Raw genomic sequence first — 23,635 nt, forward strand, 5'->3', positions numbered from 1 at the left:
TAAAGCTTCAGTTTCTTGAAAACTTTTTTTAGATTTCGATAATAATTTTTCAAAATTCCAATCATTTTTTTCTTTTCAGTATTGAATTTAAGACCAACTTTAATTCCACTTTTTTATTCATTTGAAACAATACAAAAATCAGTGAAATGATTACCATAAACGACATTAAACTATACTTTACAATTGGATTGGTCAGATATCTAAGCAAAAAAGTTACCACACACATCACAAGACAAATAAAATAAACGAGATAAAAGTCGGAGTCAAAATAAAAATTATATCTTTTTTTTGTAATTATTTTAAGGCTAATAAAATGAATAATATAATAGACAAAAAAACTAAAACCGACACCCTCCAAACCATAAAAATAATAACCCAAAATATTTAAAACCAAAGACAAAATACTAAATCCAACTGCGGTTTTAATAAACATTTTAGAATCTCCCTTGGCAAGCAGAACAAATCCCATAGACCATGAAACAGCTCTAAACAGCATCGCTAATATCCCGAAACAAACCATCGGTATGATGGCATTAAATTTTGGCGTATAAATAGTTCTCACAATCAGCGGAATCATCATCAAAAATAAAATTATTATTGGTGTAATTATAAGAATTGACACAAATGATTGTTCTGTTACACTAATTCTAACTTTTGTATTATCATCATTTATAGCAGACAGTTTCGGAAAATAATCAGTACTCATGACCGTAAAAATAATCCCTACATAAGAATTCAACAGCGTGAAGCCGGCATTGTAATACCCCACTTGTTCCAAACCTCCATATTTCCCGATGTAAACCTGAATTAAATAGGCAGTCACTAACGTAAACAAACCGCTTATAGTCAGCATTATTCCTAGCCTGACAATACTTTTCCCTTCTGCTGTCAATTGATTATTTGGCATAACAGCCTTTTTAAATTTTATCTTTTTGGAATAAAAAAAAGCAAAAAACAATGCCGACAATGATGCAACGATAATAGTAGGAACAATAGCATCAATACCCAAATAGTAATAAAAAGGGATCGAGAATAACAATCCGAATAAATTTCCATAAAAATTAGCCTGCGCCAAAAGTCTCATTCGGCGTAATCCCTGCAAAATTACAAGCTCTCCCATCATGAGCTGTTTCAGCAGTAAAGTCACCGAAAGAAAAACAAACGGAAAAGTGTGATTTGAATTTCCAAATGTTAAAACACTTAGCCATTTTGAAAAAATAACAGTAATTACAGCCCCAAAAATCCCAGTAATTATCGCTAACTTTTTTATGACAGTAACTGTAGTTCCTACCGAATCTAAATCTTCGTTTTTATAATTTTCAGAAATGTGTTTTACAGAACTTGTTTCAATTCCTAAACCTGTAAAACTGCTAATTATCGCTAAAGTAGAATTTAATAATGAAATAATTCCCATCCCAGCCGGACCAATAAATATAGCAATCAATTTAGTCCGTATGATAGAAAAAATGATTGTAAAAAATTGTACTCCTCCAAAAAGAGAAGCCGTTTTTAAAATCTGCTGATATGATTTTTCGGTAACAGACACTAATTAATATCTATTTAAAATTTCGACAACATAATCTACCTCATCTATTGTCATTACAGGACTTATAGGCAGGCTCAATACTTCGTTATGTATTTTTTCAGTGATAAGGAAAGACAAATTATTCCACGATTCAAAAGCTTTTTGCTTATGGGGCGGAATCGGGTAATGAATCATCGTTTGGATTCCGTTTTCCAATAAATAATTTTGTAAATCATCTCTATTTTTGGTTCGAATGACAAACAAATGAAAAACATGATTATCACTTAAATCCCAAAAAGGCAAAATGATTTTATCGTTTTTTATTTCAGACAAATAACGTTTAACGATGATTCTTCGCTTTTCATTATCGGCATCTAAGTTGGTTAATTTTAAGTTTAGGAAAGCTGCTTGCAATTCGTCTAATCTCGAGTTAACTCCTATAAAATCATTCTGATATTTTGTTTGAGAACCATAATTTCTGAGAGATTTGATAGTTTTGGCGAGCAGTTCATCATTCGTCACTACAGCTCCACCGTCTCCAAGTGCACCAAGGTTTTTTCCTGGGTAAAAACTGTAAGCTACAGCCGATTGCGGGTTACTGATTGCCCCTGCCGATTGTGCGGCATCTTCAATAACTAAAAGGTTATTTTGCTTTGCAATGGTATTTATCGCATCCATTTCGGCCAATTGACCGTAAAGGTGGACAGCAAGAACAGCTTTGGTTTTAGATGTTATTTTTTCTTGAATTAAACTAGAATCAATATTGTAGGTTTCTAATTTTGGTTCTACTAAAACAGGCACTAAATCAGCTTGAAGAATGGCAAGTATACTGGCAATATAAGTATTAGCCGGCACGATTACTTCGTCACCTTTTTGTAATTTTCCAAGCTGGATGTAGCCTTTAAAAATCAAGACTAAGGCATCTAAACCATTCCCGACACCAACGCAGTGCTTGGCTCCGCAATAGTTTGCAAAATTGGATTCAAACACCTGAACTTCTTTCCCTAAAATATACCAGCCCAAATCTAATACCGATTTCAATTTCTCTTGAAAAGCGGTTTCATAAGGTTCGTTTATTTTTTTTAAGTCTAAGAATTTGATCATTTTAAAACGCTTTCTAGTTTAGAAAAATGAGCAGTTTCCACTTCGTAAAAATCATGGACTACGATGTTTGCTCCAAAACTTTCTTTCCAATATGATAATCCGCTATTGAGTATTTTTCCTTGATTTTCATTGGATATTCCAAAATCAAAAAAACGTTTATGAGCAAATACATTGTTTATTAAATACTCAAATAAAAAATCTAAACTCCCGAGATTTTCCTGTTCATCATATTTTGAAATATATTGGCAATGCGCCACATTTTCGGATTCAAATATGGTTGTTCCTGCTACAATCTGATTATTAAAATACACATTGAACTGCCGTATGTTTTTATCAAAATGCTTTTTTAATAATTGAATTTCAAAGAGAGTATGAACGGGTTCTGCATTGTATTTTAATTCTAAGTTGGGAATTAAAACTTGATTCCAAAAAGATTCAAAATTACTTTCTTCTTTTATGGTTAATCCATTGCTCATTCCTTTTTGAATGCCCCGTTTTCTTATTTTTGAAAATTGAAATGGCTTTGACAAATCAATTATTGCCAGCGTGTCTCTCCTAATTAATTGGGCTTCCGCCAAAAACAGTGCATAATTCAATTCTTCGGCGGGTTTGTTATGATAAATAGACGGAAGTGTTTTTAGTTGAATTTTGGTAATTTTATTCTCGCTCAAATAAAATAATACAGCCTTAAAAACTAGAATTACTGAAGCTAACTTTAGATTCTCTTTATAAACTAAACCTCCGTAAGTCAACCCATGATGTGAACAAATACGCTCTCCTGTTCTATTAGCTGGTAAAACGGCAACTGTCTTTTTACCTTCAAGAACCATTAGAGAAAAATCTTCAAATCGGTCTTTGTGATATTCCATAAAATCACGATGAAAAAGGAACGTAGCATTTTTGGCTTGGTTTACAAATGTATTCCAACTGTCATAGTCACTTTCCTGATATCGTTTTACACCGTAGTTTTTCACAATAGAGTATTAAAGACTGGAAAAGTACACAATTAGGCTAATATTCTAAATAGGAATTGCAAAAAATTCTAAACTGCCGGTAATGCATTCTGATAAAACTTTCTTGGAAATAAAACCCAAATACCAATTTCTAGCACTTTGTTTCCGGATTGCCCGCGAGAGGGATAGAAATAAGCTACCAAAGTAGCATGGATAGCCCGACCGCATACCGATAAAAGGGCGTATAACCGCAAAGAAAATTTGCCCTTTTTTCGGTATGGGGTCTCGCCCAAACGATCTTTATCAAACGACGAATAAATTCAGATTAATTATTTATGTTCTAAAGGAGCGAGATGCCATTTATATTTTACGGCCATCAGGCGAATCACAATAATTATGGATGAAGTTGCCAGATATAAAACATCATTTTCTACATTCATTTTTCGAAGGGCAAAAAATACGATGCCTCCAATTATACAAATGGTTGCATAGACTTCCCGGCGAAAAATAACGGGAATTTCAACGCATAAAATATCACGAGTAACGCCTCCAAAACAGGCAGTCATGGTTCCTAGGGCGATGCAAATAACGGGATGCAGGTGGTAATCAATTCCTTTTTGGATTCCGATTAAGGTAAAAACACCCAATCCAATGGTGTCAAATAATGCTAGTGAAGTTCGGAGTCTGTCTAATTTTTTTCTGAATATAATTGCCAAAATAAAACCCCAAACAATTACATACACATAAGTTGGGTCTTGCATCCAGCCTACCGGGGTTCGGCCAATCATGACATCACGCAGGGTTCCGCCACCAACAGCCGTTACAAATGCAATGATAAAAACACCAAATGGATCAAGCTTTTTGCTCATTGCCGCTAATGCACCAGACATTGCAAAAGCCATGGTTCCGATGATGTCGAGTAGGTGAAACATTTTTGAAATTTAGGTTTTAGACGGCAGATTTCAGATTCTGCTTAATATTTCAAAATTAAATAAAAACTGCTTACTGCCAGTCATTTTAAGAATTTAAAAAATGGTAGTACCTTAGCACCATAGAAACCAATCTCCGACAGACTTGAAACAAATCACTTCCATCCAAAATCCTTTTATAAAATCCTTAGTGTTATTACAGGAAAAAGCAAAAGCCCGCAAACAGTCGGGAACATTCTTGATTGAAGGAAAACGTGAAATTTCACTAGCCATGAAAGGCGGATACGAAATAGAAACGATTTTGTTTTTGCCCGAAGTCTGCTCTGAAACTGAAACCCAAAAATTATCAGGTAAGGCTGAATTAATTGAAATCAACAAAGAAGTGTATCAAAAACTGGCATACAGAGATACTACCGAAGGAATTTTGGCTGTAGCCAAAACCAAATCAATGCAGTTATCCGATTTACAATTATCCGAAAACCCATTGATCCTTATTGCCGAAGCTCCAGAAAAACCTGGAAACATAGGTGCATTATTGCGCACTGCCGATGCTGCAAATCTTGACGCCGTGATTATTGCCAATCCAAAAAGTGATTTATACAATCCTAATGTAGTTCGGTCAAGCGTAGGCTGTTTGTTTACCAATCAGATTGCTACAGGAACTACTGCCGAAATTATTGCTTTTTTGAAAGAAAGAAATATCAATTTTTATTGCGCTACTTTACAAAATTCCACGTCTTACCATACCCAAGATTATACTTCGCCAACAGCTCTAGTTGTAGGAACTGAAGCCACGGGACTGACACAGGAATGGCGTGATGCTGCCACCCAAAATATTATTATCCCAATGCAGGGAGAAATAGACAGCATGAATGTTTCAGTTGCTGCAGCGATTTTGATATTTGAAGCAAAGAGGCAGAGAGGTTTTTAGATTGCCGATTTTTAGAATAAAGAGCATAGAAAATAGAATTCCGATTACAGATTAGAAAACAATTAAATCGAATAATATAAAAAAAATTAGCTTCACCCTTTTAATCCTTCTCGCATTTAGCTTTCATTCTTTTGCTCAAATAACGGAGCAAGAAGTGGACAATTTAGTCAATCGAACTTTAACTGCTTTTAATGTACCCGGAATTGCGGTAGCAATAGTAAAAGACGGAAAAGTAGTTTTGGCGAAAGGCTACGGAGTAAAATCGATCCTTACTAATGAAAAGACAGATGCAAATACCCTTTATGCAATTGCTTCCAACAGTAAGGCTTTTACTAGTGCAGCTTTGGCAATCTTAATAGACGAGGGCAAACTGAAATGGGATGATAAAGTCATTACTTATCTGCCAAATTTCAAAATGTATAACGATTATGTAACCAATGAATTTACTATTCGGGATTTGTTGACTCACAGAAGCGGTTTAGGACTTGGCGCGGGTGATTTGATGATTTGGCCTGACGGAAGCAATTTTACCGCACAGGATATCATAGGGAATTTACAATACTTGAAACCGGTATCAGGTTTTAGGACAAAATTTGATTACGACAATTTATTATATATGGTTGCTGGAGAAGTTGTTCATAAAGTAAGCGGTATGAGCTGGTGCGATTTTGTTGAAAGCCGAATTATGAAACCATTGGAGATGAAAAATAGTGCGGCTTCATTTGTCCGATTAAAAGACACCAGCAACGTGATCGTTCCCCACGTACCCATCAATGGAAAACTAAAAGTAATAGCAAGAAGCAAAGGCCAGGTAATGGATCCGGCCGGCGGTATCTACTCAAATGTAAACGAAATGAGCAAATGGGTGATCATGCAATTGAACAATGGAAAATACGGAATTGAAAACAAACAGTTATTCTCGGAGAAAGAACACAATGAGATGTGGACGCCGCAAACTATAATTCCAGCAAGAACAAGACCTCCTTACAACGTTCATTTTTCTGCTTACGGTTTAGGATGGTTTTTAAACGACCCAAAAGGGTACAAACAAGTTTCACATACGGGAGGTTTAGAAGGGATTGTCACACAAGTAACTCTTATTCCTGAACTCAATTTAGGAATTATAGTTTTGACTAACCAGCAATCAGGTGATGCATTCTCTGCAATAACCAATACAATAAAAGACAGCTATCTGGGAATCAAATCAGAGGATTATGTAACCCTTTACCGAAATTTAGAAAAAGCCGATGAGGAAGCTGGTGATAAAAGCTCAGATGAAGTTTGGGCATTAGTTGCCAAAAATAAAAAAGAGAATATAAAAATTGACTTCAACAATTATGTAGGCACTTACAAAGACATATGGTTTGGCGAAATTGTAATCAGCGAAAAGAAAGGAAAACTATTTTTTGCCTCCAAACGATCACCACAGCTTGCGGGAGAGCTGTTTCTTCATAAAGACAAAAATCTGGTTGTAAAATGGAACAATGCCTATTTTCATGCTGATGCTCATTTGTTTTTTGAATTTGATGCAACTGGAAAAGCAACTGGAATCAAAATGAAGCCTATTTCAGAATCAACTGATTTCAGTTATGACTTTCAGGATTTGGATTTTAAGCGAATGTAAAGGATAGAAAAAGAACACAGATCATAAATGATAGAAAATGGAGAATAGACATTAGAGAAATTCGGACAATTCTTTATTCTATTCTCTATGTCCTTTATTCTTAAATCTGCAGTCTAAATTCTAAAATCCCTTCTCTTCCCCTTGCACATCAACTAAAATTTTCTTATTTTTAAGAATTGAACCATGCCGTTATGATAGAAATCGATATAGAAAAAGAAAACAAAGCAATTGCTCACGAATACAAAGAGCTGCTTCGCATCAGCTACCAAACCTTAACAACAGAGGATAAAAAGGTGATACGCAAGGCGTTTGATGTTGCTGTGGACGCACATAAAGATCAGCGCAGAAAATCTGGCGAAGCCTATATATTCCATCCTATTGCAGTTGCCAAAATCGTAGCCTCAGACATCGGTTTGGGAGCAACTTCTATTGCAGCTGCCCTCATGCACGACGTTGTCGAAGACACACCAATCACTGTCAAAGACATCGACAAAATGTTTGGTCCCAAAATTGCCCAACTGGTCGAAGGCTTAACAAAAATATCATTGGTCCAAAAAGACCTCAATGTATCGATGCAGGCGGAGAATTTTCGCAGAATGCTGCTAACCCTCAATGACGATGTTAGGGTAATCCTCATCAAAATAGCCGACAGACTGCATAATATGCTCACTATGGACTCTATGGAGGACTACAAACAAGTCAAATTAGCTTCCGAAACCTTATACATTTATGCCCCATTGGCACATCGATTGGGACTTTATAAAATAAAAAACAAACTCGAAGATTTAGGTTTAAAATATACCGAACCAGAAAGATACAACAACATTGTCAGCAGAATAAGAGAAACCAAAGAAGAACAGGATCTTTACATCAAAGATATTTCCGAAGTGCTCCAAAAAGCTTTAGACGAAGAAAATATAGACTACATCATTAAAGGCCGGCCAAAATCTATTTATTCAATCAATAGAAAGATGCTTGCGCAAAATGTAAGCTTTGACGAAGTCTATGACAAATTTGCATTACGCATTGTTTACAAATCAAATCCGCACGACGAGAAATTCCTAGCTTGGAAAATTTATTCCATCGTAACAGATCATTACAGACCCAGCCCAAGCCGTTTACGTGACTGGATATCATCTCCAAAATCAACTGGTTACGAAGCCCTGCACATCACCGTAATGGGACCAAAAGGCCGTTGGGTAGAAGTACAGGTTCGAAGCGAACGTATGGATGAAATTGCCGAAAAAGGATACGCAGCCCATTATAAATATAAAAACGGAGCCACCGAAGAAAACGGGCTTGATGTTTGGTTAAATCTTCTGAAAGAAGCGCTGGAAAACTCCGAGACCAGTGCCGTCGATTTTGTAGAAGATTTCAAAATGAACCTGTACTCCAAAGAAATTTATATTTTTACACCAAAAGGAGAAATCAAATCACTTCCAAAAGGAGCCACATCACTGGATTTTGCTTTCAGCATCCACTCCGAGATTGGAATAAAAACAAGAGGAACAAGAGTCAACGGAAAATTAGTACCTTTAAATTACGAATTAAAAAGCGGCGACCAAGTTGAAATCATCACCTCACCTAATCAAAAACCAACCATCAACTGGCTGGATTTTGTTACCACATCGAGAGCAAAAAACAAAATCAGAAACGTTCTCAACGAGAATACCAAAAAAATTGCCGAAGACGGAAAAGAACTGCTTACCCGCAAACTAAAACACCTCAAAGTAGCTCTAAACGAACAAACTACCAATGAGTTAGTAAACTTTTTTAAACTAAAAACCAGTCTGGATTTATTTTACAGAGTTGGTGTTGGATCTATTGATAACCAACAATTAAAAGATTATGCAAGCCAAAAAAGCAACTCTTTAATCAATTTTTTCAAAAATAAAATCAAGCGCAGTAACAATACTCCCAACGAGGATATCCATAAACAGGTCATCAGCAGCAATTATGACATGCTGGTTTTTGGCAAAACGCAGGACAAACTCGATTACAAATTATCCAGTTGCTGCAACCCAATTCCAGGAGATGAAGTATTTGGTTTTGTAACCATAAACGAAGGCATTAAAATTCACAAAAAAGACTGCCCAAACGCTATTGCTTTACAGTCCAATTATGCTTACCGCATCATGCAGGCCAAGTGGATCGACTCCACCCAGCAAGATTTCAAAGCTACCATCAATATTATGGGAATGGACAGTTTAGGACTTACAAACGAACTGACAAAAGTGATTTCAAACAATATGAATGTTAACATACAAAGCATTTCACTCAACGGAGAAGCAGGTATTTTCAAAGGACAAATATCCGTAATTGTACCCAATATCACCATTTTGAAGAAATTAATGGACAACATCAAAAAAATTGACGGAATTGACAAAGTAACGCGAGTATACAAAAACTAACAATTCACAAAAACAAACTTTAAGAATAAAAATTGTTATAATCAAAACCAAAAACCAAAACCAAATAATTCCAAAAACAATTAGGGCGTGCCACCATTAGGAAAAGAGACTTGCTCACAATACCACATATACAGTCTCTTTCCCTAATGATGTCGGGCTATACGCGCTACTTCGGTAGTTTGTTTCTATCCCTCACGGAAAAAAACCACAACCTTAATTTTTATCAGGATGCATCTCAAAAAAACAACCTCAAACACCAAAAAATAAAGTAAATCGCTTAGAATTAAAACCCTATTTTTTTATACTTTTAAAATAATAATTTATCTTTGCAGGATATGACACTCATTTCTACAGATAACAACAAAAATCAAGAGATTGTAAAAAACGTTTTTACAATGTATCTTGAAAACAAAGGACACCGCAAAACACCCGAACGTTATGCCATCCTTCAGGAAATATACGAAAGTGAAGAACATTTTGATATAGAAAACCTATATCTCAAAATGAAAAACAAAAACTACCGTGTCAGTAGAGCTACCCTTTACAATACAATCGAATTATTGCTGGACTGCGCCTTGGTCCGCAAACATCAGTTTGGGCAGAATCAAGCGCACTACGAAAAATCTTATTTCGACAAACAGCACGATCATATCATTATGACAGACACAGGCGAAGTGATTGAGTTTTGCGACCCTCGAATTCAGACCATCAAAAAAACAATCGAAGAAATTTTTGATATAGAAATCACCAATCATTCCCTATACTTATACGGAAACAGAAAAAAAACAAATACAGAAGACACAATAGAAAATTAACTGCAAATAAAACATAGAATGACTGTAGATTTATTATTAGGATTACAATGGGGAGATGAAGGAAAAGGAAAAATTGTTGACGTTCTTACTTCAAATTATGATATAATTGCTCGTTTTCAAGGAGGGCCAAATGCAGGGCATACTTTAGAATTTGACGGAATAAAACACGTTCTTAGAACTATTCCATCTGGAATTTTCCATAAAACAGCTATCAATATTATTGGAAACGGAGTAGTAATTGACCCAGTTGTATTTCAAAAAGAAATCGAAGGTCTTGAAAAATTTAATTTGGACATCAAAAGCAAATTAATCATTTCAAGAAAAGCACATTTAATTTTACCAACACACCGCTTACTTGATGCCGCTTCTGAAGCATCAAAAGGGAAAGCCAAAATCGGTTCTACGCTTAAAGGAATCGGACCGACTTACATGGACAAAACCGGCAGAAACGGATTGCGTGTTGGCGACACTGAATTAGAAGATTTTGGAGAGCGTTACAGAGCATTGGCCGACAAGCACGAAGAAATGATTAAATTCTACGATGTTAACATTCAGTACAATCTGGCCGAAATGGAAAAAGAATTCTTCGAATCTATCGAAGTTTTAAAAACATTAGATTTTATTGATAGTGAAGAATATTTAGCGCAGGCTCAAAAAGCTGGAAAATCAATCCTTTGCGAAGGAGCTCAAGGTTCATTACTAGACGTTGATTTTGGAACATATCCATTTGTAACATCATCAAACACTACAGCCGCTGGTGCCTGTACAGGTTTAGGAATTGCCCCAAACAAAATCAAAGAAGTATACGGGATTTTCAAAGCTTACGTAACACGCGTAGGAAGCGGGCCTTTCCCAACTGAACTTTTTGATGGAGATGGAGCTACAATGGCCAAAGTTGGAAACGAATTTGGATCAGTTACCGGAAGACAAAGACGTTGTGGCTGGTTGGATTTAGTAGCCTTAAAATATGCTGTTCAAATCAACGGAGTGACACAGTTAATGATGATGAAAGGTGATGTACTTTCTGGTTTCGAAACTTTAAAAGTATGTACAGAATATAACTATAAAGGAAAAAACATTTCACATTTCCCTTATAATATCGAACCGGAAAATGTAACTCCTGTATTCAAAGAATTCAAAGGATGGCACCAAGACTTAACGGGCTTAACCACTTATGAACAATTACCTGCAGAATTAAAAGAATACATCGAATTTATTGAAAAAGAAGTTGAAGTTCCAATAAAAATTGTTTCTGTTGGACCAGACAGAAAACAAACAATTCTTAAATAATACAGATAACGTCCCGATAAATCGGGACGTTTTTTTATATTCAAAACACAGCTCTCATGAACAATCCAAAATATAAAATACAAAAAACAGAACTGCTGTCAGACAATTGGTATATCCTAAACAAAGTCACTGTAGACTATCAAAAAAAAGACGATACTTGGGACACTCAAGAACGCGAAGTATATGACAGAGGCAATGGAGCCGCCATACTTTTATACAATAATTCAATAGGAACAGTGATACTAACCCGACAGTTTAGGCTTCCAACGTATTTAAACGGAAACAAAAGCGGCCTAATGATTGAAGTATGCGCTGGATTACTTGATAAAGATGATCCCGAAGCCTGCATCATTCGAGAAACTGAAGAAGAAACAGGCTACCGTTTACCGTCTGTTAAAAAAGTTTTTGAAACCTACATGTCTCCAGGCGCATTAACCGAAATTCTATATTGCTTCGTAGGAGAATATGACAATAGTATGAAAGTAAGCGCTGGCGGCGGACTTGAGCAGGAACATGAAGAAATTGATGTTCTAGAAATTCCTTTTGATCAAGCTTATCTTATGATCGAATCAGGAGAGATAAAAGATGCCAAAACAGTCATGCTTCTGCAATATGCCAAAATTCATAATTTAGTTTCATAAAAATTAGCAGATGACATAAAGAAGATAAAAATTCTATTTTCATCTGTTTAATTCATGTTATCTGCTGGTTATTTCATCAAATGGAATTCGCCACAAAATACCAAAACAGCAAAGTGATAAAAGAAAGAGGAATTCCAAAACCAATCATCATACTGCATAATCTAGGTTTTAAACCATAAGAAGCCGCAATAATACTGGACGAAATCATAGGTGCCATTGCCGCTTCCATAAGGGACACTTGAATCATTTTGGAATGCTGATCAAAAACCACAACATACAATAAATAAATTATGGCAGGAGTCAATATTAATTTATAAAAAAGTCCCAAACCTAAAAATTTAAAGTGCTTGCTTCTTCTGTCAAAACTCAATTGCAAGCCTACCGAGAGCATTGCCAACGGAGTCATCACACTTCCTATCTTTTGCAGACCAAACTGAATGTATTGATGAAAATCAAAATGAAACACATTCATAAAACAAGCCAAAAGAAAAGCTATAAAAGGCGGAAAAAAGATTATTTTTTTAGCAATTTCAACCCCATCTGAACTCCCCTTAGAATATAAAGTGGCAACAAAAACACCTAAAGTTGAAAGTACTACAAATGTTCCTGGCTGATCAACCAAAATAGCCATTTTCAATCCCTCTTCACCATACAAAGCCTGAACAATAGGAAATCCTAAAAAAGAAGTATTACTAAAACCAGCAGTCATAATCAGGCAGCCAGTAAGTTTTCTAGACCATTTCAATCTCGCTCCTAAAAAACTAAAAAACAAAATTGCTATTGTAAAACCAATCCAGGTCACAGCTATTGGATACAGTAAATGAGTATCTAATTGAACCTTTGGAATATAAAACAAAGCTAATGAAGGAAGACAAAAATAGATAACAATATAGTTCAATATCTTGTATGTATTGGCTGGTAAGCGTTTTGCTTTTTGCAAAAGGATGCCAATCAATAAGCTGACAAAAATTAAAATAATGTTGTACATAAAACAGAATTGAATGCAAAAATACCATTAATAATCTGATTTAATAAAATGTAAGCTTTGAAATTATTAATAAAAAAAGCTGAAGAAGTGAATTTAATTTTTATTTTTGCAATAAATTTTATTACAGTATGATTTCAGGTAAATTTGCCATTACATTACACATTCTTACATTGCTTTCAAAATTTCCAGATGAATATCTATCATCTGATTTTATTGCAGGAAGTATGAATCTGCATCCTGTTTTGGTCAGAAAAGAAATAGCAAACCTGAAAAAAAATAATATTGTAGAAAGCAAAGAAGGAAAWAATGGAGGAACTCGTTTACTGAAATCCGCTTCAAACATAACTTTGGATGCCATATTCAAAATGACTTTTGATACGGTAACATTAGGTTTTTCAAAGAATAAACCAAATCCAGATTGCCCAGTAGGCAAACAAATCAATAAAAACTTAGAAAATTTATATGAAGATATTAATCGAACAATCAACTTGCAATTAAGCGACATTACTTTGGAAGATTTTTCAAATAAATTTTAATTCTATTTTTTTACTCAAAACTGTAACTTTTTTTATTACTTTTAAATACATATAATTATGAAAATCGCAATTATCGGAGCCACAGGATTTGTAGGCTCAGCAATTTTAAATGAATTAGCAGGCAGAAATCATGAAATCACTGCTATTGCCAGAAACCCAAAAGATACTTCCGGAGCTAAATGGGTAGCAACTGACATCTTTGATATTGATTCGTTAGCAGAAACTTTACAAGGCCATGACCTTGTTGTTAATGCTTACAACCCAGGCTGGACAAACCCCAACATTTACAATGACTCTATTGCTGGGTCAAAAGCTATTCAGGAAGCTGTAAAAAAATCGGGAGTAAAACGGTTTATAACCATTGGTGGGGCAGGAAGCTTATACATAGCGCCAAATGTACAATTAGTTGACACGCCAGAATTTCCAAAAGAGATATTTGACGGAGCAAATGCAGCAAGACATTATCTTGAAACAATTAAAGAAGAAAAGGAATTAGATTGGGCCTTTTTTAGTCCAGCTATCGAAATGCATCAAGGAACAAAAACAGGAAGAACAGGCAAGTATCGTTTAGGCTTAGAAAATCCGGTTTTTAATGAAGAACAAAGAAGCATACTTTCGGTAGAAGATTTAGCTGTTGTTATTGCAGATGAAGCAGAAACACCAAAACATCATCAAGTTCGTTTTACAGCGGCCTATTAATACCGTTTAAAAATATAAAACAATCCAATTCCATATCCCCCCTCCAAAGGAGAGGTGGGATGAGGATAAATAAAAACAGTTTCAAAACAATTGCGTTTTTGAAACTGTTTTTGTTTTCACTACTTTTACTCTTCAAAAAGAAAAAGTATTTTGACTAACAAAAAAAAAAATCCAAGCGCTTTGAATGAAAAAGCCGGTGTTTCTCTTCAAGAAACAATCAGCTCAGATGCTATACGCCAAATTAAGGAATCCAGAAAAAAGCAACCTTCTGCAAAAGAATTAATTGATGGCATTTTGAAAGGAAACATAACGGCTCTCAGCCGTGCAATCACATTAATTGAAAGCACTAACCCCGCTCATCTGGAAAAAGCAACTGAAGTTATCAATGGTTGCTTGCCGCATGCCAACAAATCAGTCCGGATAGGAATCACAGGTGTTCCTGGTGTTGGCAAAAGTACTTTTATCGAAGCTTTTGGCAAACATTTAACCCGCTTAGATAAAAAAGTTGCGGTTCTTGCTGTAGATCCAAGCAGTACCATTTCACATGGAAGTATACTCGGAGACAAAACCCGAATGGAAGAATTAGTAAAAGATGAAAATGCATTCATCCGACCCTCTGCATCTGGAGAAACTTTGGGAGGCGTTGCCCGAAAAACACGAGAAACAATAACCCTTTGCGAAGCATGCGGTTTTGACATCATATTAATTGAGACTGTAGGCGTGGGACAAAGCGAAACAGCCGTTCACAGCATGACCGATTTCTTTTTACTGCTAAAAATTGCCGGTGCCGGCGATGAGCTTCAAGGCATTAAACGCGGTATTATGGAAATGGCAGATGCAGTGGTTATCAATAAAGCCGATGGCGATAACATAAAAAAAGCGCAATTGGCAAAGGTCGAATTCAACAGGGCATTACATCTATTTCACCCAAAAAAATCAGGATGGATTCCTACTGTGGCTACCTGCAGCGCACTTACTCACGAAGGCATTGGAGCCGTTTGGCAAACTATTCTGGATTATCTTGAATTGGTCAATTCTAATCATTATTTCGAAGAAAAGCGCAAAGAACAAAACCTATTTTGGATGATGGAAACTATTAACGAACAATTAAAAGACAATTTTTACAATCATCCTGAAATTCAAAAACTCTTAACTTCAACTAAAAAAGCGGTTTCAACCGATGAAATTTCACCTTTTGCAGCCGCTCAATTATTATTGAAAAAATATTTTAAATTTTAATTCTCTCTTGTAATACATTTAATAACAAACTTTTCTCAATCGAATAAATTTTCACTTAACGAATGTTGCCTACTGAATTTTTAGCAGTATCATGTTTTGTTTTCAGTACTCCTTGCTCAATAGTAAAACCAATGCGGACTTGAGTTTTTAATGTGTCTTTTAAACCCGAATTTGCTTTTTCAGCTATCACAAATGTTAATTGATATTCGCCATCAAGTAAATCTAATACTGCATTATTTTCGTTATCATTAATTTTCAAAACTTTTTTTTCTGAATCTGGATTTACAGTTCGTCCAGTAGCGGCATACGAAGCAGCTGCAGCTCCACTGCCACCGCCAGCTAAATTACCCACACTTGAAACCGCCGCCGAAATAATCGATCCGCCAGGCAAAGCACCACCCAATAAAGATGCCCCTTGTGCCAAAGCGCCACCTGCGGCATGTAAACCTTGATTCACTTTTTCTCCAAAAGCAACGCATTCATTACTATTCAATTCCTTAATACTCTTATCCGTTGTATTGACTCTATAGCCTTCATTGGAAGGGAATAAAACAATACAGCCACCTTCAGCTAATATCACATTTATTTTTCCAGAATTTACTTTTTCACCAAAAGTAGCTCCTTGTGTCTGCTTTGCAACAGTAACATTCATCGAAATTCTATTTGGCATTCCGTTACTGTTTATGCCATTTATATTACTTTTTTGAGCAGAATCACCTAAAGTGCTTTCCAAACCGGAACTGGATTTATTAATTTTTTCCTTCACTATTTTGGTATCTTGTCCTTTTACATTTGCCAAACAAAACAATGCCATTGCTGTTGCAAAAAAAGTTGTTTTAAGATTTTTCATATCGCTTTACTTTAAAGATTTATTATAGATAAACAAAGTCTAATTTTTGTTACCCTCTTTTACTTTTAAAACCAACATTATTACAAAAAACTAAAAAATAAGACATTAAAGTTACAACTATTTCATCAGACAGTTGCTTTAATGTCTAGCATCTTAAAAAAAGAAAAAAACTGCAGAAGCTGTTTATCCAACTTTTGCAGCTTATATAGAAAACAAGTTACTATAAAAAATTATCCTGATACCATTGCACTTGTTCTTTCAAACCTTCGTACAGACTGGTTTTTGGATTGTATCCCAATAATTTTCTAGCTTTATCAATCACTGCCTTAGTTCTTAACTGATCGCCGCTCCTAGCTTCTACAATTTGAATATCTATTTTTTTATTTAAAATTTGCTCTACAATTTCAATACCGTGCTGCGTTGTATTTTCTTCTTCTGTCCCCAGATTGATAATTTCATTATTAATTATATCTTCCTTACCAATGACGCTCACAACACCATCCACAATATCCTGGACATACGTAAAACTCCGTAAATGATTTTCACTCCCCTTAAACAAAGGAAAGGAAATATCATGTAATGCATTTGCTATTAGCTTGGTATATAACTTTTCAGGTCTTTCTCTTGGTCCGTAAACCGAATACAGCCGCAATGAACAGGCTTTTAATTGTCCAAGTCTGCTGCTTGCCAAAATTAATTGTTCGCCTGCTAATTTTGTAACTCCATAAAATGAAGCTGGCAATGGAACCACAGCTTCATCAAAAGTTGCATGAATTCCATAAATAGAGGATGTGGCTATATTTACAAAAAGATTTAAATTTTTATTTTTTAAAGCAAAATCAAGTAAATTTTTGGTTCCGACAACATTGTTTCCTAAGTAATCTTCAAAACTGGAAGTTGCAGAAATCCCTGGCTGTGCGGCAAAATGAAAAATATAATTAAAATCTGTTGGTAATCTTTGCAGCTGTTCAGGAAATCTCAAATCAATTTTCTCAATCATAATACCTTTAGCATTCAAAGCTTTAGCATTCAATTGCTTCAAAGAGACATCATAATAATCAGAAAAATTATCCAAACCAACTACTTCATGCCCAAAAAATTGCAGCCTCTCTGCGGTGTGTGAAGCAATATATCCTGCCGCACCAGTAACTAATATTTTCATATCAAAAAAATTTACATATAAAAGTAAGAATAAACATTACTATCTTTACCAAAGCCTATAAATTTTAATGAAAATTTAATCTGCTTTTTTACAAAATGAAATACTTTTGTCTAAATCCCATCACCATCAGCTATGAGTTTTGAATTAACGATTATTATACCAGTTTATAACGAAGAGGATAACCTCGACCGTGTCCATCAAGAAATGAAACAGTTTTTGAGCATTTCCAAAAAAAAGACAAAAATCCTGTTTGTCAATGATGGCTCCAAAGACAATAGTCAAAACCTAATTGAAAAAATCTGTAAAGACAATGAAGAGTTTACCTTTATTTCTTTTGAAAAGAATGCAGGCTTAAGCGCTGCCATAAAAGCTGGTTTTGACTATACAGATACTCCTTGGGTTGGCTACATAGATGCCGATTTGCAGACTGCTCCCGAAGATTTTAATATATTAATGGAATATACAGGTGAATTTGATTTGGTTACAGGAGTAAGATCCAACCGAAAAGATTCTTTTACAAAAAATATGTCTTCAAAAATTGCCAATGGCATTCGAAGAACCTTTACAGATGACGGCATGGACGACACTGGCTGTCCTTTAAAAATCATCCGTACAGATATGGCAAAAAAAATCCCAATGTTTAATGGCTTGCACCGTTTTTTACCAGCTATGATTTTGCTTCAAAACGGAAAAATCAAACAAACTCCAGTAAGGCATTTTCAAAGAATTGCTGGTGTTTCCAAATTCAATCTATGGAATCGGTTATTAGGGCCTCTTCAAGATTGTTTTGCCTATTTGTGGATGAAGAAAAAATACATTAATTATAGTGTAGCAAAACAAGGCTAATGAATAAAATTATCATTTATTCGATAGGGTTCATTGCTCAAATTTTGTTTTCCAGCAGAATGATACTGCAATGGATTATTTCTGAAAAAAACAAAAAAGTATTGACTCCCGTTTTATTTTGGGAAATCAGTTTATTTGCTTCCTTTTTACTATTTGTTTATGGTTATTTCAGACATGATTTCTCGATTATGTTAGGACAGACCATCACCTATTACATTTATATCAGAAACATTCAATTGCAAAATGACTGGAAAAAAATTCATGTTATTCTTCGATGGTTCATACTTTTATTTCCTGCTATTATTGTTTGGTATTCTTATAACAATAATATCTACGATTTAGATAATTTATTAAAAAATGAAGCAATACCAAAAGGGCTGCTTTGGACAGGTATTATTGGTCAGGTATTGTTTACATTACGGTTTATTTATCAATGGATTTATTCTGAAAAGATAAAAGATTCTGTCTTGCCATTAGGCTTTTGGATTATCAGTCTGTCAGGATCACTTATTATTTTTATTTATGCAATAATTCGCAAAGACCCTGTATTATTAGCAGGCCATGCCATAGGTTTAGTCATTTATTCCAGAAATATAATAATCATAAAAAAGGATGTCAAAATTAATTCATAATTACACTTTTTGGCTTTTCATAGTAGCCTCTTTGATGCTTTTCCCTCATTTAGATGTTATTGAAACCAACATCATGGAATCCCGTAATTTTATTACAGCCAGAGAAATGGTAACTCATAATCATTGGATACTAACAACTTTAAATGATTTGCCCCGTTATGAAAAACCACCATTACCAACTTGGCTAACTGCAATTTCGGGTATGATTTTTGGTTTTGACAGTACTTACGGAATGCGTTTGCCGGTAGTTTTGATAACATTGCTGCTTGTTTTCGGCACTTTTAAACTTTCTGAAAAAATGGGTTTATCCCAAAAACAAAGTTTCCACAACGGGCTTATATTAATTACTTCTTTTTACATTTATTTTGCAGGAAGAGACAATCAATGGGATATGTATACTCATAGTTTTATGATAATCTGCATATTGTTTTTATGGAATTTACTGAATGATTCCAAGATGCTTCTTTTCAATTCTGTAATGGCAGGAATATTTTTTGGTTTCTCCTTTTTAAGCAAAGGACCAATTTCTGTCTATGCACTATTAATACCGTTTTTAATTGCTTACGGATTTACTTATAAGTTTCAATTAAAAGATAAAAAAAAATATCTCATACTCGTTCTTCTTATAGGCATAATTATTGGCTTGTCATGGCCTTTATATGTAAAATGGGCTGATCCAGCCACCTACTTAAAAGTTACCAAACTTGAAAGCAGCCGATGGGGAAATTACAACACCAGACCTTTTTATTATTACTGGAGCTTTTTTACCCAAAGCGGCATCTGGACAGTTCCAGCCTTTATTGCCTTACTTTATCCGTATTTAAAGAACAAAGTCAGTAATTTAAAAACCTATCAGTTTACACTGATATGGACATTAGCCTCAGTAGTTTTACTTTCAATTGTACCCGAAAAAAAATCAAGATATTTATTGCCTGTTTTAATCCCGATGGCTTTAAACACTGGGTTCTATATTGAATACTTGATAAATAATTTCAAAAACATCAGTGCAAAAAAAGAAAAAGGAATTATTTATTTTGCTTTTGGACTTATCACTTTTATCTGCTTCGCTATTCCTATTGTGATTTTTATCAAAGTAAAAAAAGATTTTTCCGGTTATGAATTTTGGCTGATTGGACTAACTGTTTCATTATTTACAATAGGCTATTTATTGTTTGCCAATCTGAAAAACAAAAATTTCACAAAAGTATTTTATGGCGTAATAGCTGTACAAGCGGGAGTGGTTGCCTTTGGAATTCCGTTCACTAACCTTATTTTAAAAAATCCAGATTATGCCAGTGCTAAAGCAATAAGGGACAATGAAAAAAATCTGGGAATTAAAACCTATGAATTAAATGCATTTACTCCCGAAATAATTTGGGATTACGGATTTAGCATGCCTATACTGTTAAATGAAAAAACCAAAAAACTAAACTTACCTATTCAGGATAAATTTGGCTTATTGGCTTTTAAAACTGATAGTGTTACTGCTAAAAAAGAATTTAGCAATTACAATTTCAAAGAGTCTTCTTATATAGATTTAAATCACGTTCCAAAAGATTCAAAGAAACATAACGACCGATTGACGAGAATATACTATATCGTTACAAAGAAATAATTATTCTTCGTAACGGGCTATTTCTCTATCATAAAATTCATTGGCAAGAACAATAAGCCCTTCCATTTCGGCATTCAATTCGGCTTCATCAAGATCTTCGGCTTCTTCCATGAATTCTACTTCATCGTCTTTCAGATTGATAATGAATCTTGGGTAATCTAAGTGAATGATAAAAATATCATCAGGAAAATCAGTGTTGTCTCCCAGTAAAAATTTTGGTAATTCCATATTTTAATGTTTAATCTGTTATTATTTATATGTCTAATCGGTTAAACGAATAGACGATTAACCGATTACACTTTTAAAATTTTATTTATCCGACAAAATAACTGGGGCACTTCCTCTTCCATTCATAAAAATAATTTTGGAATTTGGTGAAGCGGCTAGCTCTTTTTGCGCTTTAATTTGTTCGTATTGCAGTTGCTTATCCGTCAATCCTAGAGAAATAATTCTTTGATAATCGGCAATACCCTGTGCTTCTACTCTTTTGCGTTCGGCTTCCTGTTTTTCTTTTTGAAGCACGAATGTCATTTTTTGGGCATCTTGCTCGGCATTAATTTTACTTTCTATCGATTTTTTGACCGAAATCGGAAGATCAATATTTCGAATCAACAATTGTTCTAGAACCAAACCTCTGGTTTTAAAATCAGATTCGATGCTTTTAAAAATTCGTGCCTGAAATTCATTTCTTTTAGTCGAATATAAAGCAACAGCATCATAAAAAACAGCATTGTCCCTAATTCTGGTTCTAGTGATTGGTCTCACAATTTTATCGGTATAATCCACCCCAATATTCTTAAAAATCTTTGGAGCATCACCAGGAACAACGCGATACAAAACAGTCAAATCAATAACCACTTCCAGTCCGTCATTGGACAAAACACGAATGGCATCGTCTCCTTCCTGAGCACCTTCGCCGTGAACCGCAGACATTGTGTAATTTTGAGTCTGAATATCAAATTCCGTTATATCCAAAAGCGGATTTATGATATGCAGACCGCTTTCCAGCACATCAGATTCTACACTCCCATATAAAGACTTCACTCCTACTTCCCCAGCATCAATTTGCTTAAACATCGAAGAAAAAATTCCCAAAGCAATTAAGACAAATCCAATAACTCTTAATAAGCCACCAAATTTAGAAAACACATTCACTTTATGGCTTAATGCAAACCCAACAATCAGTAAAATTATTCCAAGAATAATAAGTAGTATCATTTTTATAGTTTTAATTGGTACTCTGATTATACGCTAAAACCAATTATAAGTTACATTCTTACAAATAGATTATTTATCATCATGTTCTATCACCAGCTTTTTTGTCAAATAGGCAAATCGGATATATAAGAACACTGCAGCCGAGGTCAAGCCTGCCAAAAGACCAATCCAAACTCCAACCGCTTTCAAGTCAGTATATTTTCCTAAATAAAAAGAAATAGGAAAACCTATCACCCAGTACGCCACAAATGTAATGTACATTGGGACTTTTACATCCTGCAGGCCTCTCAAAGCGCCCAAAACAACAACCTGTATTCCGTCAGAAATTTGAAAAATTGCAGCTATCAGTAACAATTTTGACGTAATCATAATGATTTCCTTATTGTCCAGAACCTGTGCCGGATCATGCATATTTAGAAATAAATGCGGCAGCAGATTATGAAAAACGACAAAGATTAATGCAAAAAAAGCCTCGGTAATTACTGCCAATAAAAAGATAGAACGAGCCACAATAATTAAATTTTTATAATCTGCCGTTCCCCTTGAATATCCTACCCTAATCATCGCAGTAACGCTCAGCCCCATGGCTACCATAAAGGTTGATGAAGCCAGTATAAGCGCAATCTGATTGGCCGCCTGACTATTTTTGCCCAAAGACCCCGAAAGCCATATTGCCGCTGTAAACAAAGTCACCTCAAACAGCATTTGCATAGCCGAAGGAATTCCAAGATCAACAATTTTTTTGATTATGGATTGTTTAATTTCTTTGAAGGTGAAATTTTTAAAATACTTTTTCATAACTGGATTGTGCATCATCAGATAATGCATAAAAGCTACCATAAAAATTCTGGAAATCACTGTTCCCAAAGCGGCTCCTGTAACTCCCAGTTTCGGAAAAATCCAAAACCCGTAAATCAATACGTAATTAAAAAACACATGCACGACATTGGTCAAAATAATAGAATACATCGAATATTTAGTAAAAGACAACCCATCGGCAAACTGTTTATAACCCTGATACATCACAACAGGAATCAAAGAAAAAGCGACCCAATCAATATAAGGAGCCGCTAATAACACTACTGCCTTTGGCTGATCCATAAAATACATCAATTGCTTAGAAAATACTGTCAGCATAAACAGTGAAACTCCCAAAACAGTGCATAACAACAAGCCATGATGAAATGTAGTCCGGATTTTTTTATCATTTTTCTCAGCATCGGCTTCTGCCACCAAAGGGGTAATCGCCGTAGAAAATCCAATCCCAACAGCCATAGCCAGAAAAATAAAACTATTACCCAAGGAAACGGCGGCTAACTCAGTCGAACCCAAATTCCCTATCATATAATTATCCACAATACCTATCAAAGTATGTCCCAGCATCCCTAAAATAACAGGATAAGCTAATTTAATATTATATGCAAATTCTTTGGTGTACTGTTTAACCTTCATCTTAAATTTATTGAGTCGGCAAAGGTAATTAGAACAAACCTGATTCTGCCAATATTATTTCAATTATAAAAAAAAGTTAACCGCACATAATCTTTAAATTATATAAGAATCCCAGATAATTCTGTAATGCATCCGGAGGTTATCAGCTATACATTTGTCAAGCACCCTTTACATG

Annotated in this window: 22 protein-coding genes; 12 read left to right on the forward strand and 10 right to left on the reverse strand. The window is 34.8% G+C overall.

Translation table 11 applies throughout. From position 1 onward, the window contains the following. Window positions 1-61 precede the first annotated feature (61 nt). The 4 genes from AC1DVP_RS11235 to AC1DVP_RS11250 all read right to left on the reverse strand — a co-directional run bounded on the left by AC1DVP_RS11235 (window position 62) and on the right by AC1DVP_RS11250 (window position 4,514). Entirely contained in the window at window positions 62-1,546 is a 1,485-nt protein-coding gene (locus tag AC1DVP_RS11235; RefSeq protein WP_477183564.1) for an oligosaccharide flippase family protein, read from the reverse strand. A 3-nt stretch (window positions 1,547-1,549) separates the two neighbouring features. Next, on the reverse strand, window positions 1,550-2,629 hold the full coding sequence (locus tag AC1DVP_RS11240) for a DegT/DnrJ/EryC1/StrS family aminotransferase (protein ID WP_477183565.1): 1,080 nt from the start codon (window positions 2,627-2,629) through the stop codon (window positions 1,550-1,552). Further along, a complete protein-coding gene (locus AC1DVP_RS11245; RefSeq protein ID WP_477183566.1) occupies window positions 2,626-3,603 on the reverse strand; it encodes a GNAT family N-acetyltransferase in 978 nt (325 codons plus the stop codon). The genes AC1DVP_RS11240 and AC1DVP_RS11245 overlap by 4 nt, the downstream gene beginning before the upstream one ends. Window positions 3,604-3,911: 308 nt before the next feature. Continuing rightward, window positions 3,912-4,514 (reverse strand): trimeric intracellular cation channel family protein, encoded by a 603-nt coding sequence (locus AC1DVP_RS11250; protein WP_477183567.1) that lies wholly within the window; start codon window positions 4,512-4,514, stop codon window positions 3,912-3,914. A gap of 142 nt (window positions 4,515-4,656) precedes the next feature. Here AC1DVP_RS11250 and AC1DVP_RS11255 point away from each other — a divergent pair, with 142 nt between their 5' ends. The 6 genes from AC1DVP_RS11255 (at window position 4,657) to AC1DVP_RS11280 (ending at window position 12,223) form a co-directional block, all read left to right on the forward strand. Next, the gene (locus AC1DVP_RS11255; RefSeq protein ID WP_477183568.1) at window positions 4,657-5,442 is read left to right on the forward strand and encodes a TrmH family RNA methyltransferase; all 786 of its coding nucleotides are present in this window, start codon (window positions 4,657-4,659) and stop codon (window positions 5,440-5,442) included. Between the two features lie 154 nt (window positions 5,443-5,596). Beyond that, window positions 5,597-7,066 carry a serine hydrolase gene (locus tag AC1DVP_RS11260; RefSeq protein WP_477183569.1) on the forward strand — a complete coding sequence of 490 codons (1,470 nt, stop codon included), beginning with the start codon at window positions 5,597-5,599 and terminating at the stop codon, window positions 7,064-7,066. 191 nt (window positions 7,067-7,257) lie between these two features. Then, window positions 7,258-9,477 (forward strand): RelA/SpoT family protein, encoded by a 2,220-nt coding sequence (locus AC1DVP_RS11265; RefSeq protein WP_477183570.1) that lies wholly within the window; start codon window positions 7,258-7,260, stop codon window positions 9,475-9,477. Window positions 9,478-9,812: 335 nt separating this feature from the next. Then, the gene (locus AC1DVP_RS11270; RefSeq protein WP_315150324.1) at window positions 9,813-10,292 is read left to right on the forward strand and encodes a transcriptional repressor; all 480 of its coding nucleotides are present in this window, start codon (window positions 9,813-9,815) and stop codon (window positions 10,290-10,292) included. A gap of 18 nt (window positions 10,293-10,310) precedes the next feature. After that, the gene (locus AC1DVP_RS11275; RefSeq protein WP_477183571.1) at window positions 10,311-11,582 is read left to right on the forward strand and encodes an adenylosuccinate synthase; all 1,272 of its coding nucleotides are present in this window, start codon (window positions 10,311-10,313) and stop codon (window positions 11,580-11,582) included. A gap of 56 nt (window positions 11,583-11,638) precedes the next feature. Further along, window positions 11,639-12,223, forward strand: a complete 585-nt coding sequence (locus AC1DVP_RS11280) for an NUDIX domain-containing protein (RefSeq protein ID WP_477183572.1) — start codon at window positions 11,639-11,641, stop codon at window positions 12,221-12,223. A gap of 76 nt (window positions 12,224-12,299) precedes the next feature. Here AC1DVP_RS11280 and AC1DVP_RS11285 read toward each other — a convergent pair whose 3' ends face one another. Further along, window positions 12,300-13,211 (reverse strand): AEC family transporter, encoded by a 912-nt coding sequence (locus tag AC1DVP_RS11285; RefSeq protein ID WP_477183573.1) that lies wholly within the window; start codon window positions 13,209-13,211, stop codon window positions 12,300-12,302. A gap of 128 nt (window positions 13,212-13,339) precedes the next feature. On the opposite strand from AC1DVP_RS11285, the gene AC1DVP_RS11290 reads away from it, so the two are divergent. From AC1DVP_RS11290 to meaB, 3 genes are all read left to right on the forward strand, one after another. Continuing rightward, window positions 13,340-13,747, forward strand: coding sequence for an Rrf2 family transcriptional regulator (locus AC1DVP_RS11290; RefSeq protein ID WP_477183574.1), 408 nt, complete (start codon window positions 13,340-13,342; stop codon window positions 13,745-13,747). Between the two features lie 57 nt (window positions 13,748-13,804). Beyond that, window positions 13,805-14,446 carry an NAD(P)-dependent oxidoreductase gene (locus AC1DVP_RS11295; RefSeq protein WP_477183575.1) on the forward strand — a complete coding sequence of 214 codons (642 nt, stop codon included), beginning with the start codon at window positions 13,805-13,807 and terminating at the stop codon, window positions 14,444-14,446. A gap of 150 nt (window positions 14,447-14,596) precedes the next feature. Beyond that, a complete protein-coding gene (gene meaB / locus AC1DVP_RS11300; RefSeq protein WP_477183576.1) occupies window positions 14,597-15,685 on the forward strand; it encodes a methylmalonyl Co-A mutase-associated GTPase MeaB in 1,089 nt (362 codons plus the stop codon). 55 nt (window positions 15,686-15,740) lie between these two features. Here the strand turns inward: meaB and AC1DVP_RS11305 are convergent, their stop codons facing one another. Beyond that, on the reverse strand, window positions 15,741-16,535 hold the full coding sequence (locus tag AC1DVP_RS11305; RefSeq protein WP_477183577.1) for a hypothetical protein: 795 nt from the start codon (window positions 16,533-16,535) through the stop codon (window positions 15,741-15,743). Between the two features lie 220 nt (window positions 16,536-16,755). Next, window positions 16,756-17,697, reverse strand: coding sequence for an NAD-dependent epimerase/dehydratase family protein (locus tag AC1DVP_RS11310; protein ID WP_477183578.1), 942 nt, complete (start codon window positions 17,695-17,697; stop codon window positions 16,756-16,758). Between the two features lie 132 nt (window positions 17,698-17,829). On the opposite strand from AC1DVP_RS11310, the gene AC1DVP_RS11315 reads away from it, so the two are divergent. Genes AC1DVP_RS11315 through AC1DVP_RS11325 form a run of 3 tightly spaced genes read left to right on the forward strand, consistent with a single transcriptional unit; the run spans window position 17,830 to window position 20,790 of the window. Continuing rightward, window positions 17,830-18,543 (forward strand): glycosyltransferase family 2 protein, encoded by a 714-nt coding sequence (locus AC1DVP_RS11315; RefSeq protein WP_477183579.1) that lies wholly within the window; start codon window positions 17,830-17,832, stop codon window positions 18,541-18,543. Continuing rightward, on the forward strand, window positions 18,543-19,175 hold the full coding sequence (locus AC1DVP_RS11320) for a lipid-A-disaccharide synthase N-terminal domain-containing protein (RefSeq protein WP_477183580.1): 633 nt from the start codon (window positions 18,543-18,545) through the stop codon (window positions 19,173-19,175). The genes AC1DVP_RS11315 and AC1DVP_RS11320 overlap by 1 nt, the downstream gene beginning before the upstream one ends. Then, on the forward strand, window positions 19,156-20,790 hold the full coding sequence (locus AC1DVP_RS11325; protein WP_477183581.1) for an ArnT family glycosyltransferase: 1,635 nt from the start codon (window positions 19,156-19,158) through the stop codon (window positions 20,788-20,790). The genes AC1DVP_RS11320 and AC1DVP_RS11325 overlap by 20 nt, the downstream gene beginning before the upstream one ends. On the opposite strand, the gene AC1DVP_RS11330 is transcribed toward AC1DVP_RS11325, so the two are convergent. The 3 genes from AC1DVP_RS11330 to AC1DVP_RS11340 all read right to left on the reverse strand — a co-directional run bounded on the left by AC1DVP_RS11330 (window position 20,791) and on the right by AC1DVP_RS11340 (window position 23,460). After that, window positions 20,791-21,018 carry a hypothetical protein gene (locus tag AC1DVP_RS11330; RefSeq protein WP_326402991.1) on the reverse strand — a complete coding sequence of 76 codons (228 nt, stop codon included), beginning with the start codon at window positions 21,016-21,018 and terminating at the stop codon, window positions 20,791-20,793. 81 nt (window positions 21,019-21,099) lie between these two features. Next, window positions 21,100-22,008 (reverse strand): prohibitin family protein, encoded by a 909-nt coding sequence (locus AC1DVP_RS11335; protein WP_477183582.1) that lies wholly within the window; start codon window positions 22,006-22,008, stop codon window positions 21,100-21,102. A 69-nt stretch (window positions 22,009-22,077) separates the two neighbouring features. Next, on the reverse strand, window positions 22,078-23,460 hold the full coding sequence (locus AC1DVP_RS11340) for an MATE family efflux transporter (protein WP_477183583.1): 1,383 nt from the start codon (window positions 23,458-23,460) through the stop codon (window positions 22,078-22,080). Window positions 23,461-23,635 lie beyond the last annotated feature (175 nt).

It is taken from the genome of Flavobacterium sp. P3_A6 (genome assembly GCF_056403035.1).

What these genes read in the sequence shown, in the direction of transcription:
- AC1DVP_RS11240 (WP_477183565.1), bottom strand. Translation starts at nt 2,629, where the DNA reads ATGATCAAATTCTTAGACTTAAAAAAAATAAACGAACCTTATGAAACC.
- AC1DVP_RS11250 (WP_477183567.1), bottom strand. Translation starts at nt 4,514, where the DNA reads ATGTTTCACCTACTCGACATCATCGGAACCATGGCTTTTGCAATGTCT.
- AC1DVP_RS11265 (WP_477183570.1), top strand. Translation starts at nt 7,258, where the DNA reads ATGATAGAAATCGATATAGAAAAAGAAAACAAAGCAATTGCTCACGAA.
- AC1DVP_RS11270 (WP_315150324.1), top strand. Translation starts at nt 9,813, where the DNA reads ATGACACTCATTTCTACAGATAACAACAAAAATCAAGAGATTGTAAAA.
- AC1DVP_RS11275 (WP_477183571.1), top strand. Translation starts at nt 10,311, where the DNA reads ATGACTGTAGATTTATTATTAGGATTACAATGGGGAGATGAAGGAAAA.
- AC1DVP_RS11280 (WP_477183572.1), top strand. Translation starts at nt 11,639, where the DNA reads ATGAACAATCCAAAATATAAAATACAAAAAACAGAACTGCTGTCAGAC.
- AC1DVP_RS11285 (WP_477183573.1), bottom strand. Translation starts at nt 13,211, where the DNA reads ATGTACAACATTATTTTAATTTTTGTCAGCTTATTGATTGGCATCCTT.
- AC1DVP_RS11295 (WP_477183575.1), top strand. Translation starts at nt 13,805, where the DNA reads ATGAAAATCGCAATTATCGGAGCCACAGGATTTGTAGGCTCAGCAATT.
- AC1DVP_RS11305 (WP_477183577.1), bottom strand. Translation starts at nt 16,535, where the DNA reads ATGAAAAATCTTAAAACAACTTTTTTTGCAACAGCAATGGCATTGTTT.
- AC1DVP_RS11310 (WP_477183578.1), bottom strand. Translation starts at nt 17,697, where the DNA reads ATGAAAATATTAGTTACTGGTGCGGCAGGATATATTGCTTCACACACC.
- AC1DVP_RS11315 (WP_477183579.1), top strand. Translation starts at nt 17,830, where the DNA reads ATGAGTTTTGAATTAACGATTATTATACCAGTTTATAACGAAGAGGAT.
- AC1DVP_RS11320 (WP_477183580.1), top strand. Translation starts at nt 18,543, where the DNA reads ATGAATAAAATTATCATTTATTCGATAGGGTTCATTGCTCAAATTTTG.
- AC1DVP_RS11325 (WP_477183581.1), top strand. Translation starts at nt 19,156, where the DNA reads ATGTCAAAATTAATTCATAATTACACTTTTTGGCTTTTCATAGTAGCC.
- AC1DVP_RS11330 (WP_326402991.1), bottom strand. Translation starts at nt 21,018, where the DNA reads ATGGAATTACCAAAATTTTTACTGGGAGACAACACTGATTTTCCTGAT.
- AC1DVP_RS11335 (WP_477183582.1), bottom strand. Translation starts at nt 22,008, where the DNA reads ATGATACTACTTATTATTCTTGGAATAATTTTACTGATTGTTGGGTTT.
- AC1DVP_RS11340 (WP_477183583.1), bottom strand. Translation starts at nt 23,460, where the DNA reads ATGAAGGTTAAACAGTACACCAAAGAATTTGCATATAATATTAAATTA.